Below are 19020 nucleotides of genomic sequence, written 5' to 3' on the forward strand. Positions count from 1 at the left end.
AGCGCTTTATTCCATCGCCCGGTATTTATTTTTCCGGACGTGGAATAACCTCCAATGCCGGGCGTCTTCCTAGTCCACAGCGTAGTGACTAGTCAGAACTTCATGAACGATATCGACGAACAACTCAGAGAAATCATTCCCAGGTTGCGGCGATTTGCCGTGTCGCTGACCCGCAATCCCAGCAGCGCCGACGATCTGGTGCAGTCGAGCCTGGAGCGCGCCCTGTCGAGCTGGGGCGACAAACGCCCAGAGGGCGACTTGCGCGCGTGGTTGTTTTCGATCCTTTATCGGCAGTTTCTCGACGCCCACCGGCGCTCCCGGCGTTATGCGCGGATGCTCGAATTCTTTACCGGTCGTGACGATGCGCAACCGTCGGTAGAACGTACCGTGCTCGCCCAATCGACTCTGCAAGCCTTCGACCAACTCACCACCGAACAGCGCGCGCTGCTGCTCTGGGTGTCGGTGGAAGGTTTGAGTTATAAAGAGGTCGCCGAGATTCTCGACGTCCCCACCGGCACCGTGATGTCCCGCCTGTCCCGCGCCCGTCAGGCCCTGCGCCAACTCAGCGACGGCGAAATCACCAGCCCTTCTCTGCGGATACTCAAATGATCAGCATGCCCCCGAGCGAACGCGACCTGCACGCCTACGTCGATCATCAACTCAATGACGCCGACCGACGCCTGGTCGAGACTTACCTGGCCAGCAACCCTCAAACCGCCGCGCAAGTGCGCGCCTGGCAGCAGGACGCCCAGCACCTGCGCGCGGCCATGAGCGGCGCGTTGCACCATACGGCCAACCCGGACCTCGACCCGGCGCTGATTCGCCAGCGGATCAAACGCCAGTCCCGCCGTCATCTGGCCAGCGCCGCGGTGCTCTTGATCGCCGTCAGCGTCGGTGGACTGAGCGGCTGGCAGGCGCGGGAAATGACACTGGTCAGCGCGCAACCGCCGATGACCGATGCCCTGCAGGCGTACCGCTTGATCGCCCAGCAAGGCATTCTGCCGGCCGACTTCAAGGTCAGCGACGACGGTGACATGCAGGCCTGGCTCGACCGTTATTTCACCCGCGCCAATCGACTGCCGGACCTGACGGATTCGGGGTACAAGCCGGTCAGTGGTCGCTTGCTCAGCACCGAGCAAGGGCCGGCAGCGATGGTGGTTTACGAAGACCAGGGCGGTCACAAGATCAGCTTCTACGTGCGACCACCAGGACCGAAAAACAACCTGCTGCCTCGGGGCAGTCGCAGCGATGGCGAGTTGCAGGCCGAGTATTGGTCCGGCGCCGGCTACAACTATGCGATGGTCAGCCCGAGCGATACGCCAGCGGCGCAGAGGCTCAAGCAAACCACCCAATTCTGACCACCACCGCATTCCCCTGCAGGCTCACTCCTAAAGGGGGAGCGGCGGTTATTTGGAGAATGCGCTCAGCCCTGCCCGAACACCTGCGAAGGCCTACGCAGCAGCGGATCAAACGGATTGATCCGCGGCCCGATCAGCGCCGCTTCGCGCTTGAGCATCTCCACCACCGTCGGCAAACGATCCGGCCCCAGGCGATCACTCACCGTGGCCACGCTCAACGCCGCCACGGCCCGTCCTTCCCGATCGAGAATCGGCACCGCCACGCCGGCCATGCCTTGCAGTACGCCAGTGTTGCGCCCGGCGTAACCCAGCGCGCGCACGTTCTCGACTTCCGAACGCAGGAACACCTCGTCGTACAGGTGAAAATCCTTGAGCCGCGGCAAGTTGTAATGGATCACCGTATCGCGCTCTTCTTCCGGCAGAAACGCCAGAATCGCCAGACTGCCCTGGCCGACGCCCAGCGCCACCCGCCCGCCGATATCACCGGTAAAGGTCCGGATCGGGAACGGTCCTTCACTGCGGTCCAGGCAGATTGCATCAAACCCGCTGCGCGCCAGTAAAAACAACGAATCCCCCAACGAAGCCGACAGTCGCAGCAACGACGGTCGCACCAGTTCGCGCAGATTCCCGGTGTTGCCGGCCCGCGCCGCCAACGCAAAAAAATCCAGGCTCAAGCGATAGCGTTTGCTGCGAGCGTCCTGTTCGACCATGCCTTCGTCCATCAGGCTGCGCAACAAACGGTGCGTGGTCGGTTGCGACAGGCCGATACGCTGGGCCAGTTGGGTCACACGCTCCCCGCCCTCGACGGCGTCACCCAGACTGCGCAACACGGCAAACAGTCTGGACACAGCCCCGACACCGACTTCATTTTTGTTTTCATTCCGCTCAGTGGAATCAGGCATGTAATTACTCGACAACAAATTTACTCACCGAATGAAACTGAAAATAGTCATCGCTTCAGTGAAATAGGCCATTGAGCCCATCCTATTCTTCGTCCTACTCTGCGTCCAGACAGGGGCGATTCGAACAACAGCGGCAGCCGACTGAAGTCGAGCGCCAACGCACCCCGCAACATCTTTTCGTATCTGCCCATACAAAAAAGCGCGCCTTCGGGCGACGCATAACAATCTCAGGTGGAGCGCAGTCATGGCTTTTGTGCAACTTGAAGGACTCGGCAAACGTTACGGCGAGATCGACGCCGTCGTCGCCACCAACCTCTCGGTCGAGAAAGGCGAGTTCGTGTCCCTGCTCGGCCCCTCCGGCTGCGGCAAAACCACCACCCTGCAAATGATCGCCGGCTTCGTCGAAGTCAGCAGCGGACGCATCCTGCTCGACGGTCGCGACATCACCCACGCCAAACCCGCCAGCCGTGGCTTGGGCGTGGTGTTCCAGAGTTACGCGCTGTTCCCGCACATGACTGTCAAAGACAACGTCGCCTTCGGCCTGCGGATGCGCAAAGTGCCAGGCGCCGAGTTGCAGCAACGAGTGGATCGGGTGTTGAAACTAGTGCGCCTGAATCAGCACGCCGAGCGTTACCCACGGGAACTCTCCGGTGGCCAGCGTCAGCGTGTCGCGCTGGCCCGGGCGCTGGTGATCGAACCTCCCGTGCTGCTGCTCGATGAACCGCTGTCCAACCTCGACGCCAACCTGCGCGAAGAGATGCAGTTCGAGATCCGCCGCATCCAGCGTGAAGTCGGGATCACCACGTTGATGGTCACCCACGATCAGTCCGAAGCGCTGTCCATCAGCGACCGCGTGGTGGTGATGCAGGCCGGGCGCATCACCCAGATCGACGCGCCCTACACCCTTTATGAACACCCACGCACCGAGTTCATTTCCGGGTTCGTCGGCAAAGCCAATTTGCTGCCCGGCGAGCGTGATGGCGCGGGCGTGGTCCAGGTGCAAAGGGGCGGTGAACTGACCCTGAGTCTGCGCCCGGAAAAAATCGATCTGCGGGAGCACGGCCAAGGTCGGCTGCAAGGCCAGATCGTCAGCCGTTTCTTCCTTGGCAGCCAATGGTTGTACGGCGTCTCGACGAACTTGGGCGAACTCAGCGTGGTGCGCCGCAACGACGGCTCGGCACCCTTGACCGAAGGCACAGCAGTCGGACTCGATTGGGACGCGACCTTGCTGCGGGTACTGAGCGTGGATGAGGTGCCGGCATGAGTACGCTTGCTGCCATTCGCCAGGGACGCCAAGGGTATTGGCTGTCGGCACCGGCCCTGGCGTTGTACCTCGGCCTGCTGATCATCCCGCTGCTGCTAACTCTGGTGCTGTCGTTCAACGTCTTCGATTACAGCTCGGGGATCAACGGCGACGCCTTCACCCTCGACCACTACAGCAGCTTGCTGGGCGATCCGTACTTCTACGAGATCTTCCTGCGCACGATGTGGATCAGCGCCCTGACCACCCTGCTCTGCGTAGTGATCGGCGTACCCGAGGCCTACATCCTCAGCCGCATGGGCGCACCCTGGCGCTCGATTTTCCTGATTCTGATCCTCACGCCGCTGCTGATTTCGGTGGTGGTACGTGCCTTCGGCTGGAGCCTGCTGCTGGGTGCCGACGGGCTGGTCAATCAGACCCTGCAAGCCTTTGGTGGCTCACCGGTGAAGTTGCTGTACACGCCATTCGCGGTGGTGATTGCGCTGGTGCACGTGATGCTGCCGTTCATGATCATTCCGGTGTGGACCTCGCTGCAAAAACTCGACCCCGCCGCCGAGCAGGCCGCGCTGTCGCTGGGCGCCAGCCACTTCACGGTGATGCGCAAGGTGGTGTTGCCGCAAATCATGCCCGGCGTGCTCTCGGGCACCTTGATTGTGTTTGGTCTGGCCGCCAGTTCGTTCGCCATTCCCGGTCTGCTCGGCGGACGTCGCTTGAAGATGGTCGCCACGTTGATCTACGACCAATACCTGTCGGAGCTCAACTGGCCGATGGGCGCGGCCATCGCGGTCGCGCTGCTGTTGCTCAACCTGCTGATCATGCTGTCGTGGAACCGGATGATCGAAGGCCGCTACAAGAAGTCATTGGGATAACTCGTCATGTCCAAGAACGGTCCTTTCGCCCTGCTGTTCCATGCCCTGGTGGTGCTGTTCATGCTCGCGCCGCTGGTGGTGGTGTGCCTCGTGGCCTTCACCCCGGAAAACACCCTGAGCCTGCCGACCACCGAGTTTTCGTTGCGATGGTTTCGTGCGGTGTTCGAGCGTGCCGACTTTGTCGATGCGTTCTACAACAGCCTGATCCTGGCGTTCTGCGCGGCCAGTATTGCCACGCTGATTGCGGTGCCGGCGGCGCTGGCGATCACGCGCTTCGAGTTCCCTGGACGGGACTTTCTCAACGGCCTGTTTCTGTCACCGATCATCATTCCGCACCTGGTATTGGGCGTGGCGTTGTTGCGTCTGTTTGCGCTGATGGGCGTCAACGGCAGTTTCGCCTGGCTGATCTTCGCCCATGTGCTGGTGATCACGCCGTATGTGCTGCGCCTGGTGTTGGCGTCGGCCATTGGCCTGGACCGCAGCGCCGAACACGCCGCGCAGTCGCTGGGTGCCGGACGCTTCACGCTGTTCCGGGAAATCACCTTGCCGATGATTCTGCCGGGGGTTGCCGGGGGCTGGCTGCTGGCGTTCATCAACAGTTTTGACGAGGTCACGCTGTCGATCTTCGTCACCTCGCCGGCCACGCAAACCCTGCCGGTGCGCATGTACGTCTACGCCACCGAGTCCATCGACCCGATGATGGCGGCGGTGTCGGCATTGGTGATCGGCCTGACCGCGCTGACCATGATTCTGCTCGATCGGGTGTACGGCCTGGATCGGGTTCTGGTGGGTAAACAATGAGGGCGCCATGGCTCTGCTGAAACGACTGGCCGAAGGCGATCGCCCGGCTGTGGAATTTACCCTGGACGGCGAACCGGCCAGCGGCCTGCTCGGCGATACCTTGCTGACCGCAGTGCTGACTTGCAGCGAACACCTGCGCGGCAGCGACTTCAGCGCCGAACCCCGCGCCGGTTTCTGCCTGATGGGCGCCTGTCAGGACTGTTGGGTCCGCATGGGCGACGGCCGCCGCGTGCGGGCCTGCTCGACGCTGCTCGAAGCAGGCCAACAAATAAGCCGCGAACCGGGACGCACCCTATGAATACATTGACTACCCGCAGAACCGGAATCCTCTGTGGAAGCGAGCCTGCTCGCGAAAGCGGTTTGTCCGCCAACACATCTGTTGAATGTGCCGCCACCATCGCGAGCAGGCTCGCTCCCACAGGGGATTTGCAGTGCTCATGGATGAGGTGGGTATGAAGGCTGTGGTCATCATTGGTGCAGGCCCGGCCGGGATTCGTGCGGCGCAGACGTTGGTGGCGCATGGTGTTCGTCCGGTGCTGCTGGACGAAGCGGCGCGCGGTGGCGGGCAGATTTATCGACGTCAGCCGGAGAATTTCAAGCGCTCGGCGGTCAAGCTGTACGGCTTTGAAGCGCGCAAGGCCAGTGCCTTGCATCAAACGATCGACACGCTACGCGGGCAACTCGACTACCGCCCCGAGACGCTGGTGTGGAACGCCGAAGACGGTGCGCTGGACACGGTGCATGAGGGCCGAGCCTCACGACTGGAATTCTCCCGAGTGATCGTCGCCACGGGGGCCACCGACCGGATTCTGCCGGTGTCAGGCTGGACGCTACCGGGTGTCTACAGCCTTGGCGCAGCGCAGATCGCGCTCAAGTTTCAGGGCTGCGCCATCGGTGAGCGGGTGGTGTTCGCTGGCAGCGGCCCATTGCTGTACCTGGTGGCGTATCAATACGCCAAGGCCGGTGCGAAAGTGCTCGCGGTGCTCGACAGCTCACCCTTCAGCGCTCAGGCCCGCGCCCTGCCCGGCCTGCTGTCGCAACCGGCCACACTCGCCAAAGGCATTTATTACCGCAGCTGGCTGACCGCCCACGGCATCCCGGTGCATCAGGGCGCAACCCTCAAACGCATCAATGGCGAACAGCGCGTGCAATCAGTGGATTGGTCCAACGCCAAAGGCGAACATCTGCTCGATTGCGACGCCGTTGCTTTCGCCCACGGCCTGCGAAGTGAAACCCAACTCGCCGATTTGCTCGGCTGTGAATTCGCCTGGAACCCACTCAACCGCGCCTGGCTACCGCAACGTGACCCCGCCGGTCGCAGCAGTGTCGCCGAGGTTTATCTGGCCGGTGATGGCGCCGGCATCATGGGCGCCGACGCCGCTGAAATGGCGGGCGAACGGGCGGCGCTGGCGTTGCTCGAAGACATCGGTTACCTGATTCCGCCAAAACATCCCGACCACCTTGAACGCGCCCTGCAGCGCATCGGCGAATTCCGCAACGGACTGGAGCGCGCCTTCGCCTTCCCCGAGCACTGGGCCAGCGAAACCGCCGATGAGGTGATGGTCTGCCGTTGCGAAGAAGTGCTGGCCGGCGACATCCGCCAGGTGGTGCGCGAAGGTCACTGGGAAATCAATCGGGTCAAGGCGCATTGCCGCATTGGCATGGGCCGTTGTCAGGGGCGCATGTGCGGCGCCGCAGCGGCGGAAATCATCGCCTGCGAAAGCCGGCGCCCGGTCTCGGACATCGGTCGCTTGCGGGCGCAGGCGCCGATCAAACCACTGCCGTTTGGCCTGGAGGTCGAGGCATGATCGAAGTCGATGCAGTGATCATTGGCGGCGGCATTGTCGGGGCCTCGGCCGCGCTGTTCCTGAGCAAGGCCGGCCGGCGCGTTGCACTGCTGGAGCGCGACTTTTGCGGCTCGCATTCCAGCGGCGTGAACTACGGCGGTGTTCGGCGTCAGGGGCGCCCACTGTCGCAATTGCCGCTGTCGCAACGGGCTCACGAGCTCTGGGGACAGTTGCCGCAACTGATCGGCATCGACGGCGAATATCAACGCAGCGGTCACTTGAAACTGGCCCGCAGCCTCAACGACCTGAACGCCTTGCAGCACTATGCCGTCAGCAGCCAGGGCTTCGGCCTCGATTTGCAGCTGCTCGACCGCCATCAATTGCGCGCGCGGTTTCCGTGGGTCGGCGACGTCGCGGTCGGCGCATCGTTTTGCCCGGACGACGGCCACGCCAACCCGCGCCTGGTGTCCCCCGCCTTTGCTCAAACGGCCCGTCGGCACGGCGCGCAAGTCCATGAACAATGCGCCGTCACAGCGGTAGAACACGACGGTCAGCGCTTTCGCGTCCGCACGCAAACCGGCCTCGAATTGCACGCGCCCTGGCTGCTGAACTGCGCCGGGGCCTGGGCCGGACGCCTGGCTGAACAATTCGGCGAAGCGGTGCCGATGCACGCCGGCCACCCGGCGATGCTGGTCACCGAGCCGTTGCCATGGGTGATGAATGCCAGCACCGGCGTCGAGGGTGGCGGCATCTATGCGCGTCAGGTGGCACGTGGCAATTGCGTGCTCGGTGGCGGCCAGGGTTTTGCCCTCGATGACGCGCGCGCACGCCCCGGCCAACACGCCGTGATCGAGATCCTGCGCCAGGCCGTCGAACTCTACCCGTTTCTTCAAGGCGCCCAGGCGATTCGCACCTGGAGCGGTACCGAAGGCTACTTGCCTGATCGCCAACCGGTGATCGGTCATAGCAGCACTCAACCCGGTCTGTTGCACGCCTTCGGCTTTGCCGGTGCGGGTTTCCAGATCGGTCCTGCGGTGGGCCAGGCGCTCACCGAGATCATCTGCAGTGGCGCCTCCAAGACGCCACTGGATGCGTTTTCCATCACCCGGTTTCACTCCATCTCCGTTGCTTGATAGAGGAAGGTCGCGCCAATGAATAACGTCAAACGCACTGCACTCCTCGGTTTCTCCTGTCTGACTGCCCTGCTCACGGTCACCCAGGCACAGGCCGAACCCACGCTTTATCTCGGCATGAACGGCGGGACCATGGAGCGGCTCTACGCCGACAAGGTGCTGCCGGCGTTCGAGAAAGCCAACAACGTCAAAGTGGTGATCGTACCGGGGACTTCCGCCGATATCCTGGCCAAGGTCCAGGCCAGCAAAGGCAACCCGCAGATGCACGTGATGTTCCTCGACGACGGCATCATGTACCGCGCCATCGCCATGGGCTTGTGCGACAAACTCGAAGACAGCGCACCGCTGGCGCAGATTCCGGCCAAGGGTCGCATCAAGGATCAAGCGGTGGCGGTCAGCCTCGGCGTGACCGGGCTGGCGTACAACACGCGTCTGTTCAAGGAAAAAGGCTGGGCGGCGCCGACCTCTTGGATGGACATGGCCGACCCGCGCTTCAAGGACAAGCTGGTGTTCCAGTCGATGGCCTCCTCGACCTTCGGCCTGCATGGCTTCCTGATGTTCAACCGGATTCAGGGCGGCAGCGAAACCGACGTCGAGCCAGGCTTCAAGGCCTGGCCGAACACCGTCGGCCGCAACGTGCTGGAATACATTCCGAGCTCGGCGAAGATTTCCGAAATGCTCCAGACCGACGAAGCCGCGCTGTTCCCGCTGACCCCGACCCAAGTCACTGCGCTGAAACTCAAAGGCATGCCGGTGGAATACGCGCAGCCCAAGGAAGGCGCCGTGGTGCTCAACGTGGCCGAGTGCGCCATCGCCAACAACACGCAGCCGGAACTGGCACAGAAACTCGCGGCGTTTTTGCTGACGCCGCAAGCCCAGGCCACGGCGCTGGAGGATGGCGACCAGATCCCGTCCAACCCGAATACGCCGACCACCGACAAAACCCGGGGTCAGGTCGAGGCGATGAAACAGTATCTGACCACCGCGATTGCCGTTGACTGGGATCAGGTCAATGAACAGCGCCCGGCGTGGAATGCACGGTGGAATCGCAGTATCGAGCGGTAGTGACTGACACGCCGCATCACCCCGTTGGACTGCGAAGCAGCCCAACGGGGCATTCTGCTGAGGGCGAGCGCCCATTATCCGTCGGAAGGTTTGTTGCACACGGTTGGTGAAAGTCGGGCCGCCGTAAATTGTGTGTTGCAGCACCGGCTGCACACCTTTACCGCTATCATGTCGCCCATTTCCAAGCCCCCGCGCCCTCCCCTCGATCAATAGCGAACCCGCCCATGGATACCCTTGCCCAACTGCGCGCCGGTCAACTGACAGGTATCACCCGCCTGGACCTGGCCTGCGGCCTGACTGAATTTCCGCGAGAAATCTTCGACCTGGCGGACTCGCTCGAAGTGCTCAACCTCAGCGGCAACGCCTTGAGCCGGCTGCCAGATGATCTGCACCGCCTGACCCGCTTGCGCGTGCTGTTTTGCTCGGACAACCTGTTCACCGAACTGCCCGCGTGCCTCGGCCAATGCACCGCATTGACGATGATCGGCTTCAAGGCCAATGCCATCGAGACGGTGCCCGCCGCTGCGCTGCCGCCATTGCTGCGTTGGTTGATCCTGACCGATAACCGCCTCAGTGAATTGCCCGCCGAGTTGGGCCAGCGCCCACACCTGCAAAAACTCATGCTTGCCGGCAATCGCTTGCAGCGCCTGCCCGAAAGCCTGAGCCAATGCCATCGACTCGAACTGATCCGCATCGCCGCCAACCAACTGACTGAGCTGCCCGAGTGGCTGCTGACCCTGCCAAGCCTGACCTGGCTGGCCTATGCCGGTAACCCGCTGGAAACCGAAGCCGATGCCGCAGCCCTCGATGCCACGGCGAGTATTGCGTGGTCCGAGCTGCGCCTGGAGCAACAGCTGGGCGAAGGTGCTTCGGGAGTGATTCATCGGGCGGCGTGGGAGCAACCGGGTCAACCGGCCACCCAGGTTGCGGTCAAACTCTACAAAGGCGAAATGACCAGCGACGGTTCACCGCTGCACGAAATGAACGCCTGCATTACCGCCGGTCTTCACCCCAATCTGATCCGGGTCGAAGGCCGAATCGTCGGGCATCCCGAAGAGCAGGCAGGGCTGGTGATGCAACTGATTGATCCGAGTTATCGCAACCTGGCCGGGCTGCCGAGCCTGGCGTCCTGTACCCGTGACGTCTATGCCGATGGCACCCGTTTCAGTGCGCACGTAGCACTGCGCATGGCCCGCGCAATCGCCTCGGTGGCCGAGCATTTGCATCACCAGGGCATCACCCATGGCGATCTCTATGGCCACAATATTTTGTGCAACGAGCACGGTAATTGCCTGTTGGGGGACTTTGGCGCGGCGTCTTTCCATGCGACGTGCGACAGCCTTGAAAGCCGTGCGCTGCAACGGATCGAAGTGCGGGCATTCGGGGTTTTGCTGGGGGAATTGCTGGAGCGGATCGACTCTGGGTTGAGTGATGAAAGGCGTTTGCAGCTGGAGGCGTTACAGCAGCGCTGCTGCCAGCCGCAGGTGCTGGCGCGGCCGGGGTTCAGTGAGATAGGACAGGCGTTAGCCGCGTTCAACTGAGCTAAAGGCAAGTACAAAACCTGTGGCGAGGGAGCTTGCTCCCGCTGGACGGCGCAGCCGTCCCAAAAACGACGGCTGCTACGCACCCGAGCGGGAGCAAGCTCCCTCGCCACAAATAGAATTACAACCGGTTCGGCTTAACCCGCCAAACCCACAAACATATCCTGCACATCATCATGGTTATCGAGGCCTTCCAGGAACGCCTCGACTTCAGCCATCTGCTCATCGCTCAAACCGCTTACCGGGTTTTTTGGCTGATACCCCAACTTGGCCGACAACACGGTAAAACCTTGCTCAGGCAGCGCTTTCTGAACGGCGTCCAGGTCCGCAGGGTCGGTCAGGAACAGGGTCGTGCCCTCTTCGTCTCCTGGCTCGAAATCCTGGGCTCCGGCTTCAATCGCAGCCATTTCCGGATCGGCGTCAGGGCTGTCCGGAGACGCTTCGATCATGCCCACATGGTTGAAGTCCCACGATACCGAACCGGAAGCGCCCAACTGGCCCTTGCGGAAAGCCACCCGGATTTCCGCGACGGTGCGGTTGATGTTGTCGGTGACGCATTCAACGATCAGCGGCACCTGATGCGGAGCGAAACCTTCATACGTCACACGATGGTATTGCACGGTTTCGCCCAACAGACCCGCGCCTTTCTTGATCGCACGATCCAGGGTTTCCTTGGGCATCGAGGCTTTTTTCGCCTGCTCGACCACCAGACGCAGGTGTGCGTTGGTGGCGGTATCGGCACCGTTGCGGGCAGCAATAGTGATTTCTTTCACCAGTTTGCCGAAGATCTTGCCCTTGGCGTTAGATGCCGCTTCTTTGTGTTTAACCTTCCACTGTGCGCCCATTACTCACTCTCTTATCTGTGGCGCCGAGACATCTATTGGCCGACGCTTTGCGCAAGTTTATACGGCCTAAAGTTGGCAATCGACCAAAAAATCCACCCCGGCTCACCGGCATGACCAATCGACTTCTTCACCGGCGGTTGTAGGGCGATTCTGAAATGTTCACTTGCGGTGACCATAAAGGTCCGTGGTTTCGTACCCTCTGCGCCCATATTCCATGGCAGAAGCGCGTTCGATGCACAACGACAAGGAAAGTCCCTACACCCTGACCCTCCTGGACAGTGGATTGACTCTGCAGGTGTTGCAGTTCAGTGGCCGAGAAAGTCTCAACCAGCCCTATCGTTTCGAGATCGAAGTAATCGGCCTGGCACCCGCCATGAACCTCGAGCAGTTGCTGCAGCAACCGGCGTTCCTGAGCCTGAGGGGTGACAGCGGCATTCACGGCATCTTGCACAGCGCCAGTCGCGAGCACCGTGGCCCGCACCGAATCGGCTACCATCTGGTGCTGGTGCCTTGGTTGCAGCAACTGGACCGACACCCTTGCCGTCGGGTTTTTCATCAACTCGACGCGCCCGCCATCCTGCGCCAGTTGCTCACCGAAAACGCGATCGCCGAAGACAGCTTCCGTTTTGAACTGCCCAACGGACGCTATGCGGTGCGACCGTTCTGCATTCAGTTTGATGAGACCGACCTGGCGTTCCTGCAACGGCTCTGCGAAGAAGAAGGCATCCACTATCACTTCGAACATCAGCACGACGGCCATGTGCTGGTGTTGGCGGATGACAGCCTGAGCTTTCCCCAGGAACCGCTGCTGATGCCCTTTCACGGCGAGACGGCCGACCCCGCCAGCGTGCCGGTGATCACTGAGTTGTTCCAGCGCCATGCCTCGCCCGCACCGCAACAGCTCCAGCGCGAGCAATCGAGCCGTCGATCACTGGAACGGCTGCGCTGCCGGCATCGGCAGATTCAGGGGCAGAGCAATCACAGTGATTTGCGCGGCGGATGCATCGTGCAAGTGTCGGAACATCCCATCGCGAACTTCAACGATCAATGGCTGCTGACCGAGATCCGGCATCAGGGCCGACAGCCGTCGATTCTCGCCGAGGACACCGCCGACAAGCTCCGGCGTTACAGCAATCAGTTCAGCGCGATTCCGTGGTCCACGGTGTTCCGGCCAGCGCTCACACAGGCCAGACCGAGCATTCCGGGCTATCAGAAGGCGCGAGTGCTGGGCGCTGTCGGGCAACCCGCGGTGCTGGATGCTGAAGGGCGGATTGAGGTCCGATTGTGGCCCACCGCGCAAGCCGACGACAAGGAATCCACCGGCCTCTGGCTACCCGTGGCCCTCGCCGCGCCGGACGGTCGGATCGATCCGTCCAGGCTGCCGCTCGCCGGCACTGACGTGCTCATCAGTTTTCTCGACAGCGACCCGGATCGTCCTGTGTTGTGTGCGGCGGCGAGCAACCCGCCAGCGCCTCGACCCACTCGCCAGCCACGCAGCGATGGCCTTCTGTTGCTCGATTGGCTGGTCAACCGTCGGGACTGATCAGCCCTTGTCAGCCTTGCCAGCCGCCGCGAACCTGGTCAGGCGCACATCCACAGCGCTTTCGCGAGCAAGCTTCGCTCCTGCAGGTTCCTGTATGTTTTTACGGCACGCAGGACCAGGCCTCCAGCGCCTGTTTCAGCCAGAAAGGACTCATCGGTTTTTCCTCAGGTACGCAGGGGTTTTACGGTCATCGCCTGGTTAGGCACGGAAGCGCTTTCGACACGCAGGCCAGTCGGACGGCTGTTCCAGTGGGGGATCAGCACCAGGGCGGAGAACAATGCGCAGCCGGCGAAGACGATGAACACGGTGACCGAGTCGAAGTAACCCGGCAGCAATCCGCCGAGAATTGCCCCGACCGAGCCGCAACCGTTGACGAACCCGGCGGCCGTGGCGCCCGCCTTGGCGGTGCCGAAATCAATCGCTGCCGCCCCGCTGATCATCGAATCCGGCCCGTACAAGGTCAGGCCCATGACAAACAGCAGCGCCACCACCCACAGCACGCTGCCGGTGTGCAGAGCGCCCATGAAGAGCGCCAGGGAAACGGTCAATGCCAACAGACTGATCACGCAGGCCGGCATGCGCCGGGCGCCGAACAGTTTGTCCGAGGCCAGCCCGAGCAGGATCGGCCCCAGCAGCCCGGCCAGTTCAAACGCGGTAGGAATGATTGCCGCGCCCACTTTGCCCACCGAGGGCATCTGCTCGAAGACGATCACCGGCCCCCAGAGCAGAATCGCGTAGCGCGCCGGTTTCAAAAGGAAATACGCCAGGCCCAATACCAGCACCGTGCGGTTGCGCAGGATTTCCTTTAACGGTTCAAGCACGCTGGTCTTGCTTTGCGCGCAGGCCTCTTTCGTTGTCAGTTCCGGCTCCACTGCGGGCAAGCCGACGTCTTGCGGTTTATTGCGTTGGAAAATAAAAAACAGCACGGCGACCAGCCCAACCACCGCCGCACTGGAAATGAACGCCGCGTGCCAGCTGCCGATGAGCGTATACGCCCACCAGCCGGCAAACGGTGAGGCCACCAGACCGCCAAAGGCGTAGCAGGAACTCCACAGCCCCAGCACCCTTCCGCGCTGCCGGGCAGGGAAAAAACTGCCCATGTTCTTGCACAGCCCCGACCATCCGGTGGACTGCGCCAGGCCTTGAATCAGCATGCAGGTGGCAAAGATCGGTAACGTCGCGAAACTGCCCATCACCAGGGCGGCCGCCGCGGAAATGAGCAATCCGCCAAGCACCACGACCCGAGGGCCAAAGCGGTCGGCGAGGATGCCCCAAGTGAATTGACCGAAGGCGTAGGCGGTCAGGTAGAGGGCGTCGAGGTTGGCCATGGCCATTTTGTCGAGCATGAAGGTGGGGTCTTCGGCGATCCCCAGTTTGGCCACGGAAAAGGCTTTGCGGGTGAAGTAGAAAGCGGCGTAGGCGAGCCAGGTGATCGCGAAGATCTGCACGCGCCACCGCTTGATGGTGCCGATGGAGTTGTTCATTGTGATTTCTGACCTCAGGGTGTGAGTGTGCCGGCAGAAATTGAGAAATAACGCCTGTTTTTTTATTGTTGAGCACTTCGATACCGCTGCTTCCCTGAGGCGATACCGGTCAGATGAGGCCTGTAACTGCACGCGCAGGCTCATGGCCACCGACGCTGTTCGACTGATCAGTCACCGGGGCTCAGTTCGATAAAAACAATTACTGATTAATAAGTGAAATCGATTTATCGTATTTCCAATATAGGCTCGACTTGTTACTGGAGGTTTCGATGTCGGTTTCCCACGCCCAACTCAAAGCCTTCCACGCCGTGGCCGTCCACGGAAGCTTTACCAAAGCCGCCGAGCGGCTTTTTCTTACGCAACCGGCGATTTCCGACCAAGTGCGCAAGCTCGAAGAGCGCTTCGGGGTGTTGCTGTTTCACCGCAACAAACGCTCGGTGCGCCTGACGGATCTGGGCGAACGCTTGTTGAGCATTACCCAGCGCCTGTTCGTCATCGAGGACGAGGCGCAGGAGCTCTTGCATGACTCCCGGGCCTTGCAGACCGGCAGCCTGATTCTCGCGGTGGATGCGCCGGTGCACGTACTGCCGCAGATTGCGCGTTTCTGTGAACGCTACCCCGGCATCAGCGTAAAAATCGAAACCGGCAACACCGACGAATCGCTGTTTCGCCTGTTCAACTATCAGGCCGACCTGGCGTTGCTCGGTCGGGATGTGAGTGACGAGCGGCTGATCTCGCTGCCGCTGCGCAATGACCCGATGGTGGCCTTCGTTTCACACAATCATCCGTGGGCGGATCGCGAATCGATTTGCCTGGCGGATTTGCACGACACGCCCCTGGTGCTGCGGGAAATCGGTTCGGTGACGCGTCAGACACTGGAAGAGGAAATGGCCCAGGCCGGGTTTTCCATCCGCCCGGCGATCCAGGTTGAAGGCCGGGAAGCGGCGCGTGAGGCGGTGGTCGTGGGGATCGGGGTGGGCGTGGTGTCCGCCGCCGAGTTTGGCGCGGATTCGCGGGTGTGTGCGTTGCCGATTACCGATTGCACACGGCGATTGACCGAAACGCTGGTGTGCTTGCGCGAGCAAAGTTCACGGCGGGTGGTGGCGACGTTTCTGGAGATGGTGCGCGAGAGTCTGGTGTAGGCAGGTCTGGCCTCTTCGCGGGCAAGCCTCGCTCCCACAGGGGTTTATGCTGGCCGCAGATCTTGTATACGACGCATAACCTGTGGGAGCGAGGCTTGCCCGCGAAGGCCGCGCCTCGGTTTATCGGATAGGCGCCAACTCAAAAAACGCCCGAATCAAACGCAAATCCCGCCGCCGTTCCATGCACCCGATCATGTGCCGGTTAACCAGCCCTTCACCCAAAATCGGCACTGCCGCCACCCGCGGGTCATGACTGACCTCAACCGAAGACACCACGCCAACCCCCAACTCGGCGGCCACGGCCTCGGTCACCGCCTCGCGACTGTCCAGCTCCAGCAACACCCTCGGGTTGACCGATGCCGACGCGCAAGCTTCATCGAATGTCCGCCGGGTAATCGAACTCGGCTCACGCAACACCATGATCACCTGATCCAGCTCCTTGAGCTTCACGCCCTTGGACGCCTTGGCCCAGGGATGACTGTCAGGCACCAGCGCGCAAATCCGTGATTCGCTCAACGCTTGCAGATGCAGGCCTTTGCGCGGCTCGACTTCAGTCAACACCGCCACGTCGGCATGCTCGGACAACAACGCTGCCAGGGTTTCCTGAGCATTGCCCAAGCGCAGATTCACGGTAATTCCGGGGTATCGCGCGCGCAGACTGGCGAGCATCGGCATCACCATGTGCGGCCCGTCCGCTGCGACTTCCAGGCGCCCGGTCAGCAACTGTCGATTCGCTTCCAGCAGCACTTGCGCTTCTTCGGCCAGGCCAAACATCGCCCGGGTGATCGCCGCCAGCTTGGTGCCCTCCTCCGTCAGCTCCACGCGTCGCGCGGTGCGGCGCAGCAAGGTGATTTGATAATGCTCCTCCAACGCCTTGATGTGCCCGGTGACCGCCGGTTGGCTGATGAACAGCCGCTCGGCCGCACGGGTGAAGCTGCCTTCGCGGGCCACGGCGTCGAAGGCTCGAAGCTGGAACAGGTTCATGAATAACTCTCACTGATGGCTGGCATAACAACAAACAATTTGATTGATAGCACCCGAAATTGCAATTTATGCCCCGTAGCTTCATCCCACAGAGAGCTTTTGCGAGGACACAAGAATGAGCACTGCCGAGCCAATCCTGCTCACCCCCGGCCCACTGACCACGTCGGCCCGTACCCGTCAGGCGATGATGGTCGACTGGGGTTCATGGGATGACCGCTTCAATCAACTGACCGCCAGCCTGTGCGAGCAATTACTGGCAATCATCAACGGCAGCGACAGCCACCACTGCGTGCCCTTGCAAGGCAGCGGTACGTTCGCGGTCGAAGCGGCCATCGGCACGCTGGTGCCTCGCGACGGCAAAGTGCTGGTGCTGATCAACGGCGCCTACGGCAAACGCCTGGCGAAAATCTGCGAAGTGCTCGGGCGCTCCTTCAGCACCTTCGAAACCGCCGAAGACGAACCGACCACCGCCGCCGACGTCGACCGTCTGCTGCACGCCGATGCCAGCATTACCCACGTTGCGCTGATTCACTGCGAAACCAGCACCGGCATCCTCAATCCGCTGCCGGAGATTGCCCACGTCATTGCGCAACACGGCAAACGCCTGATCATCGACGCCATGAGCTCCTTTGGCGCGCTGCCAATCGATGCGCAACAGGTGCCGTTCGACGCGCTGATCGCCGCCTCGGGCAAATGCCTGGAAGGCGTACCGGGCATGGGTTTCGTCTTTGCCCGCAAAGACGCACTGGCCAACGCCGCTGGCAATTCGCACTCGCTGGCGATGGATTTGTTCGACCAGCACACCTACATGGCCAAGACCGGCCAATGGCGCTTTACGCCGCCCACCCATGTGGTCGCCGCGCTGCACGAAGCCTTGCTGCAATACAACGAAGAAGGTGGTTTGCCGGCGCGGCATCAGCGCTATGCCAACAACTGCCAGGTGCTGCTTGATGACATGGCCAAACTCGGCTTGCGCAGCTTCCTGCCCGCCGCGATCCAGGCCCCGATCATTGTCACGTTCCACGCGCCGAAAGACCCGCGCTATCAGTTCAAGGAGTTCTACGAACGCGTCAAGGCCAAGGGTTTCATCCTCTACCCCGGCAAATTGACCCAGGTCGAAACCTTCCGCGTCGGCTGCATCGGACACGTCAACTAGGCCGAGATGCACGCAGCGGTAGCGGCGGTCGCCGACGTACTGCGCGAGATGGAAGTCCTCGAAATCTGAATGAGCAGGCACCGCTGATCCTGTAGGAGCGAGGCTTGCCCGCGAATGCAGACGACGCGGTTCTTCGAACACACCGAATTATCGTTCTTCGCGGGCAAGCCTCGCTCCTACAAGGGACACAACACATGAACTACAACAACCCAACCAAACTCCAGGCCGCCATCCTCGACTGGGCCGGCACCGTGGTCGACTTCGGCTCGTTCGCGCCGACGCAGATTTTTGTCGAAGCCTTCGCCGAGTTCGACGTCCAGGTCTCCATCGAAGAAGCCCGCGGGCCGATGGGCATGGGCAAGTGGGACCACATTCGCACCCTGTGTGATCAGCCGGAAGTTGCCAAGCGTTATCGCGCCGTGTTCGGCCGCACCCCGACCGACGATGATGTCACCGCCATCTACAAGCGTTTCATGCCGCTGCAGATCGAGAAAATCGCCGAGCACTCGGCGCTGATTCCGGGTGCACTCGACACCATCGCCAACCTGCGTCAGCAAGGGATCAAGATCGGCTCCTGCTCCGGCTACCCGAAACAGGTCATGGACAAGGTGGTCGAACTGGCCGCTACCAACGGTTACGTGGCCGATCACGTGGTCGCCACCGACGAAGTGCCTAACGGCCGTCCATGGCCGGCACAGGCCTTGGCCAACGTGATTGCGCTGGGCATCGACGACGTCGCGGCCTGCGTGAAGATCGATGACACTGTGCCGGGTATTCTCGAAGGACGTCGCGCCGGCATGTGGACCGTGGCGCTGATCTGCTCCGGTAACGCGCTGGGGCTGGATTACAAAGGTTTCCGCGCCTTGGGCAGCGAGCAACTCGACAGTGAACGCAAACGCATCCACGCGATGTTCGAAGGTTCGCGGCCGCACTACATGATCGACACCATCACCGACTTGCCGCAAGTGATCGCCGACATCAACAAGCGTCTGGCCAAGGGTGAGATGCCACAAAGCAGTTGATAACGTTTACTGATTCATAAAAAAGCGCCAGCTCCGTTTCGGAACTGGCGCTTTTTTTGGGTGATCACTTGAGCCAGAGCATTGAATGCCCAAACAGCCACAGGCAAATCGACCAAAGCGGTTTACA

The 19020-nt window shown here is 61.6% G+C and carries 17 protein-coding genes and 1 pseudogene; 14 read left to right on the forward strand and 4 right to left on the reverse strand.

The annotated features are described in order from the left end of the window. The first annotated feature begins 102 nt into the window (after positions 1-102). Together BLU63_RS32045 and BLU63_RS32050 are read left to right on the forward strand one after the other, a co-directional pair. Positions 103-609 (forward strand): RNA polymerase sigma factor, encoded by a 507-nt coding sequence (locus BLU63_RS32045; RefSeq protein ID WP_010458766.1) that lies wholly within the window; start codon positions 103-105, stop codon positions 607-609. After that, complete coding sequence (locus tag BLU63_RS32050) at positions 606-1358, forward strand: anti-sigma factor family protein (protein WP_010458764.1); 753 nt, start codon at positions 606-608, stop codon at positions 1356-1358. The genes BLU63_RS32045 and BLU63_RS32050 overlap by 4 nt, the downstream gene beginning before the upstream one ends. Before the next feature lie 65 nt (positions 1359-1423). Here the strand turns inward: BLU63_RS32050 and BLU63_RS32055 are convergent, their stop codons facing one another. Then, positions 1424-2260: an IclR family transcriptional regulator gene (locus tag BLU63_RS32055; RefSeq protein WP_083377184.1), complete on the reverse strand. Its 837-nt coding sequence runs from the start codon at positions 2258-2260 to the stop codon at positions 1424-1426. A gap of 244 nt (positions 2261-2504) precedes the next feature. Here BLU63_RS32055 and BLU63_RS32060 point away from each other — a divergent pair, with 244 nt between their 5' ends. From BLU63_RS32060 to BLU63_RS32095, 8 genes are all read left to right on the forward strand, one after another. Continuing rightward, positions 2505-3524 (forward strand): ABC transporter ATP-binding protein, encoded by a 1020-nt coding sequence (locus BLU63_RS32060; protein WP_010458760.1) that lies wholly within the window; start codon positions 2505-2507, stop codon positions 3522-3524. Further along, positions 3521-4390 carry an ABC transporter permease gene (locus tag BLU63_RS32065; protein WP_083377185.1) on the forward strand — a complete coding sequence of 290 codons (870 nt, stop codon included), beginning with the start codon at positions 3521-3523 and terminating at the stop codon, positions 4388-4390. Before BLU63_RS32060 ends, BLU63_RS32065 begins: the two co-directional genes overlap by 4 nt. 6 nt (positions 4391-4396) lie before the next feature. Further along, complete coding sequence (locus tag BLU63_RS32070; RefSeq protein ID WP_077749753.1) at positions 4397-5191, forward strand: ABC transporter permease; 795 nt, start codon at positions 4397-4399, stop codon at positions 5189-5191. 7 nt (positions 5192-5198) lie between these two features. Next, positions 5199-5489, forward strand: coding sequence for a (2Fe-2S)-binding protein (locus tag BLU63_RS32075; RefSeq protein ID WP_083377186.1), 291 nt, complete (start codon positions 5199-5201; stop codon positions 5487-5489). 154 nt (positions 5490-5643) lie between these two features. Then, positions 5644-6999, forward strand: coding sequence for an FAD/NAD(P)-dependent oxidoreductase (locus tag BLU63_RS32080; RefSeq protein WP_083377187.1), 1356 nt, complete (start codon positions 5644-5646; stop codon positions 6997-6999). Next, complete coding sequence (locus BLU63_RS32085) at positions 6996-8111, forward strand: NAD(P)/FAD-dependent oxidoreductase (RefSeq protein ID WP_083377188.1); 1116 nt, start codon at positions 6996-6998, stop codon at positions 8109-8111. The genes BLU63_RS32080 and BLU63_RS32085 overlap by 4 nt, the downstream gene beginning before the upstream one ends. Before the next feature lie 18 nt (positions 8112-8129). Then, complete coding sequence (locus BLU63_RS32090; RefSeq protein WP_010458748.1) at positions 8130-9176, forward strand: ABC transporter substrate-binding protein; 1047 nt, start codon at positions 8130-8132, stop codon at positions 9174-9176. Between the two features lie 224 nt (positions 9177-9400). Then, positions 9401-10717, forward strand: coding sequence for a leucine-rich repeat-containing protein kinase family protein (locus BLU63_RS32095; protein WP_083377189.1), 1317 nt, complete (start codon positions 9401-9403; stop codon positions 10715-10717). 137 nt (positions 10718-10854) lie between these two features. On the opposite strand, the gene BLU63_RS32100 is transcribed toward BLU63_RS32095, so the two are convergent. After that, a complete protein-coding gene (locus BLU63_RS32100) occupies positions 10855-11562 on the reverse strand; it encodes a YebC/PmpR family DNA-binding transcriptional regulator (protein WP_010458744.1) in 708 nt (235 codons plus the stop codon). A gap of 232 nt (positions 11563-11794) precedes the next feature. On the opposite strand from BLU63_RS32100, the gene BLU63_RS32105 reads away from it, so the two are divergent. Beyond that, positions 11795-13105 (forward strand): type VI secretion system Vgr family protein, encoded by a 1311-nt coding sequence (locus tag BLU63_RS32105; RefSeq protein ID WP_083377190.1) that lies wholly within the window; start codon positions 11795-11797, stop codon positions 13103-13105. A gap of 164 nt (positions 13106-13269) precedes the next feature. Here the strand turns inward: BLU63_RS32105 and BLU63_RS32110 are convergent, their stop codons facing one another. Beyond that, on the reverse strand, positions 13270-14589 hold the full coding sequence (locus tag BLU63_RS32110; RefSeq protein ID WP_083377191.1) for an MFS transporter: 1320 nt from the start codon (positions 14587-14589) through the stop codon (positions 13270-13272). A gap of 269 nt (positions 14590-14858) precedes the next feature. On the opposite strand from BLU63_RS32110, the gene BLU63_RS32115 reads away from it, so the two are divergent. Further along, positions 14859-15731: a LysR family transcriptional regulator gene (locus BLU63_RS32115; RefSeq protein WP_077749747.1), complete on the forward strand. Its 873-nt coding sequence runs from the start codon at positions 14859-14861 to the stop codon at positions 15729-15731. 120 nt (positions 15732-15851) lie between these two features. Here the strand turns inward: BLU63_RS32115 and BLU63_RS32120 are convergent, their stop codons facing one another. Beyond that, positions 15852-16715: a LysR substrate-binding domain-containing protein gene (locus BLU63_RS32120; RefSeq protein WP_010458735.1), complete on the reverse strand. Its 864-nt coding sequence runs from the start codon at positions 16713-16715 to the stop codon at positions 15852-15854. 115 nt (positions 16716-16830) lie between these two features. On the opposite strand from BLU63_RS32120, the pseudogene BLU63_RS32125 reads away from it, so the two are divergent. Both BLU63_RS32125 and phnX read left to right on the forward strand, forming a co-directional pair. Then, positions 16831-17940: pseudogene (locus tag BLU63_RS32125) on the forward strand (2-aminoethylphosphonate--pyruvate transaminase). A gap of 125 nt (positions 17941-18065) precedes the next feature. Then, positions 18066-18893, forward strand: a complete 828-nt coding sequence (gene phnX, locus BLU63_RS32130; RefSeq protein ID WP_083377192.1) for a phosphonoacetaldehyde hydrolase — start codon at positions 18066-18068, stop codon at positions 18891-18893. The last annotated feature ends 127 nt before the right edge of the window (positions 18894-19020 follow it).

This window comes from Pseudomonas mandelii (assembly GCF_900106065.1).
GTDB classification, from domain to species: domain Bacteria; phylum Pseudomonadota; class Gammaproteobacteria; order Pseudomonadales; family Pseudomonadaceae; genus Aquipseudomonas; species Aquipseudomonas mandelii.

What these genes read in the sequence shown, in the direction of transcription:
- BLU63_RS32120 (WP_010458735.1), bottom strand. Translation starts at nt 16,715, where the DNA reads ATGAACCTGTTCCAGCTTCGAGCCTTCGACGCCGTGGCCCGCGAAGGC.
- BLU63_RS32075 (WP_083377186.1), top strand. Translation starts at nt 5,199, where the DNA reads ATGGCTCTGCTGAAACGACTGGCCGAAGGCGATCGCCCGGCTGTGGAA.
- BLU63_RS32070 (WP_077749753.1), top strand. Translation starts at nt 4,397, where the DNA reads ATGTCCAAGAACGGTCCTTTCGCCCTGCTGTTCCATGCCCTGGTGGTG.
- BLU63_RS32065 (WP_083377185.1), top strand. Translation starts at nt 3,521, where the DNA reads ATGAGTACGCTTGCTGCCATTCGCCAGGGACGCCAAGGGTATTGGCTG.
- BLU63_RS32110 (WP_083377191.1), bottom strand. Translation starts at nt 14,589, where the DNA reads ATGAACAACTCCATCGGCACCATCAAGCGGTGGCGCGTGCAGATCTTC.
- BLU63_RS32085 (WP_083377188.1), top strand. Translation starts at nt 6,996, where the DNA reads ATGATCGAAGTCGATGCAGTGATCATTGGCGGCGGCATTGTCGGGGCC.
- BLU63_RS32105 (WP_083377190.1), top strand. Translation starts at nt 11,795, where the DNA reads ATGCACAACGACAAGGAAAGTCCCTACACCCTGACCCTCCTGGACAGT.
- BLU63_RS32080 (WP_083377187.1), top strand. Translation starts at nt 5,644, where the DNA reads ATGAAGGCTGTGGTCATCATTGGTGCAGGCCCGGCCGGGATTCGTGCG.
- BLU63_RS32115 (WP_077749747.1), top strand. Translation starts at nt 14,859, where the DNA reads ATGTCGGTTTCCCACGCCCAACTCAAAGCCTTCCACGCCGTGGCCGTC.
- phnX (WP_083377192.1), top strand. Translation starts at nt 18,066, where the DNA reads ATGAACTACAACAACCCAACCAAACTCCAGGCCGCCATCCTCGACTGG.
- BLU63_RS32060 (WP_010458760.1), top strand. Translation starts at nt 2,505, where the DNA reads ATGGCTTTTGTGCAACTTGAAGGACTCGGCAAACGTTACGGCGAGATC.
- BLU63_RS32045 (WP_010458766.1), top strand. Translation starts at nt 103, where the DNA reads ATGAACGATATCGACGAACAACTCAGAGAAATCATTCCCAGGTTGCGG.
- BLU63_RS32055 (WP_083377184.1), bottom strand. Translation starts at nt 2,260, where the DNA reads ATGCCTGATTCCACTGAGCGGAATGAAAACAAAAATGAAGTCGGTGTC.
- BLU63_RS32100 (WP_010458744.1), bottom strand. Translation starts at nt 11,562, where the DNA reads ATGGGCGCACAGTGGAAGGTTAAACACAAAGAAGCGGCATCTAACGCC.
- BLU63_RS32050 (WP_010458764.1), top strand. Translation starts at nt 606, where the DNA reads ATGATCAGCATGCCCCCGAGCGAACGCGACCTGCACGCCTACGTCGAT.
- BLU63_RS32090 (WP_010458748.1), top strand. Translation starts at nt 8,130, where the DNA reads ATGAATAACGTCAAACGCACTGCACTCCTCGGTTTCTCCTGTCTGACT.
- BLU63_RS32095 (WP_083377189.1), top strand. Translation starts at nt 9,401, where the DNA reads ATGGATACCCTTGCCCAACTGCGCGCCGGTCAACTGACAGGTATCACC.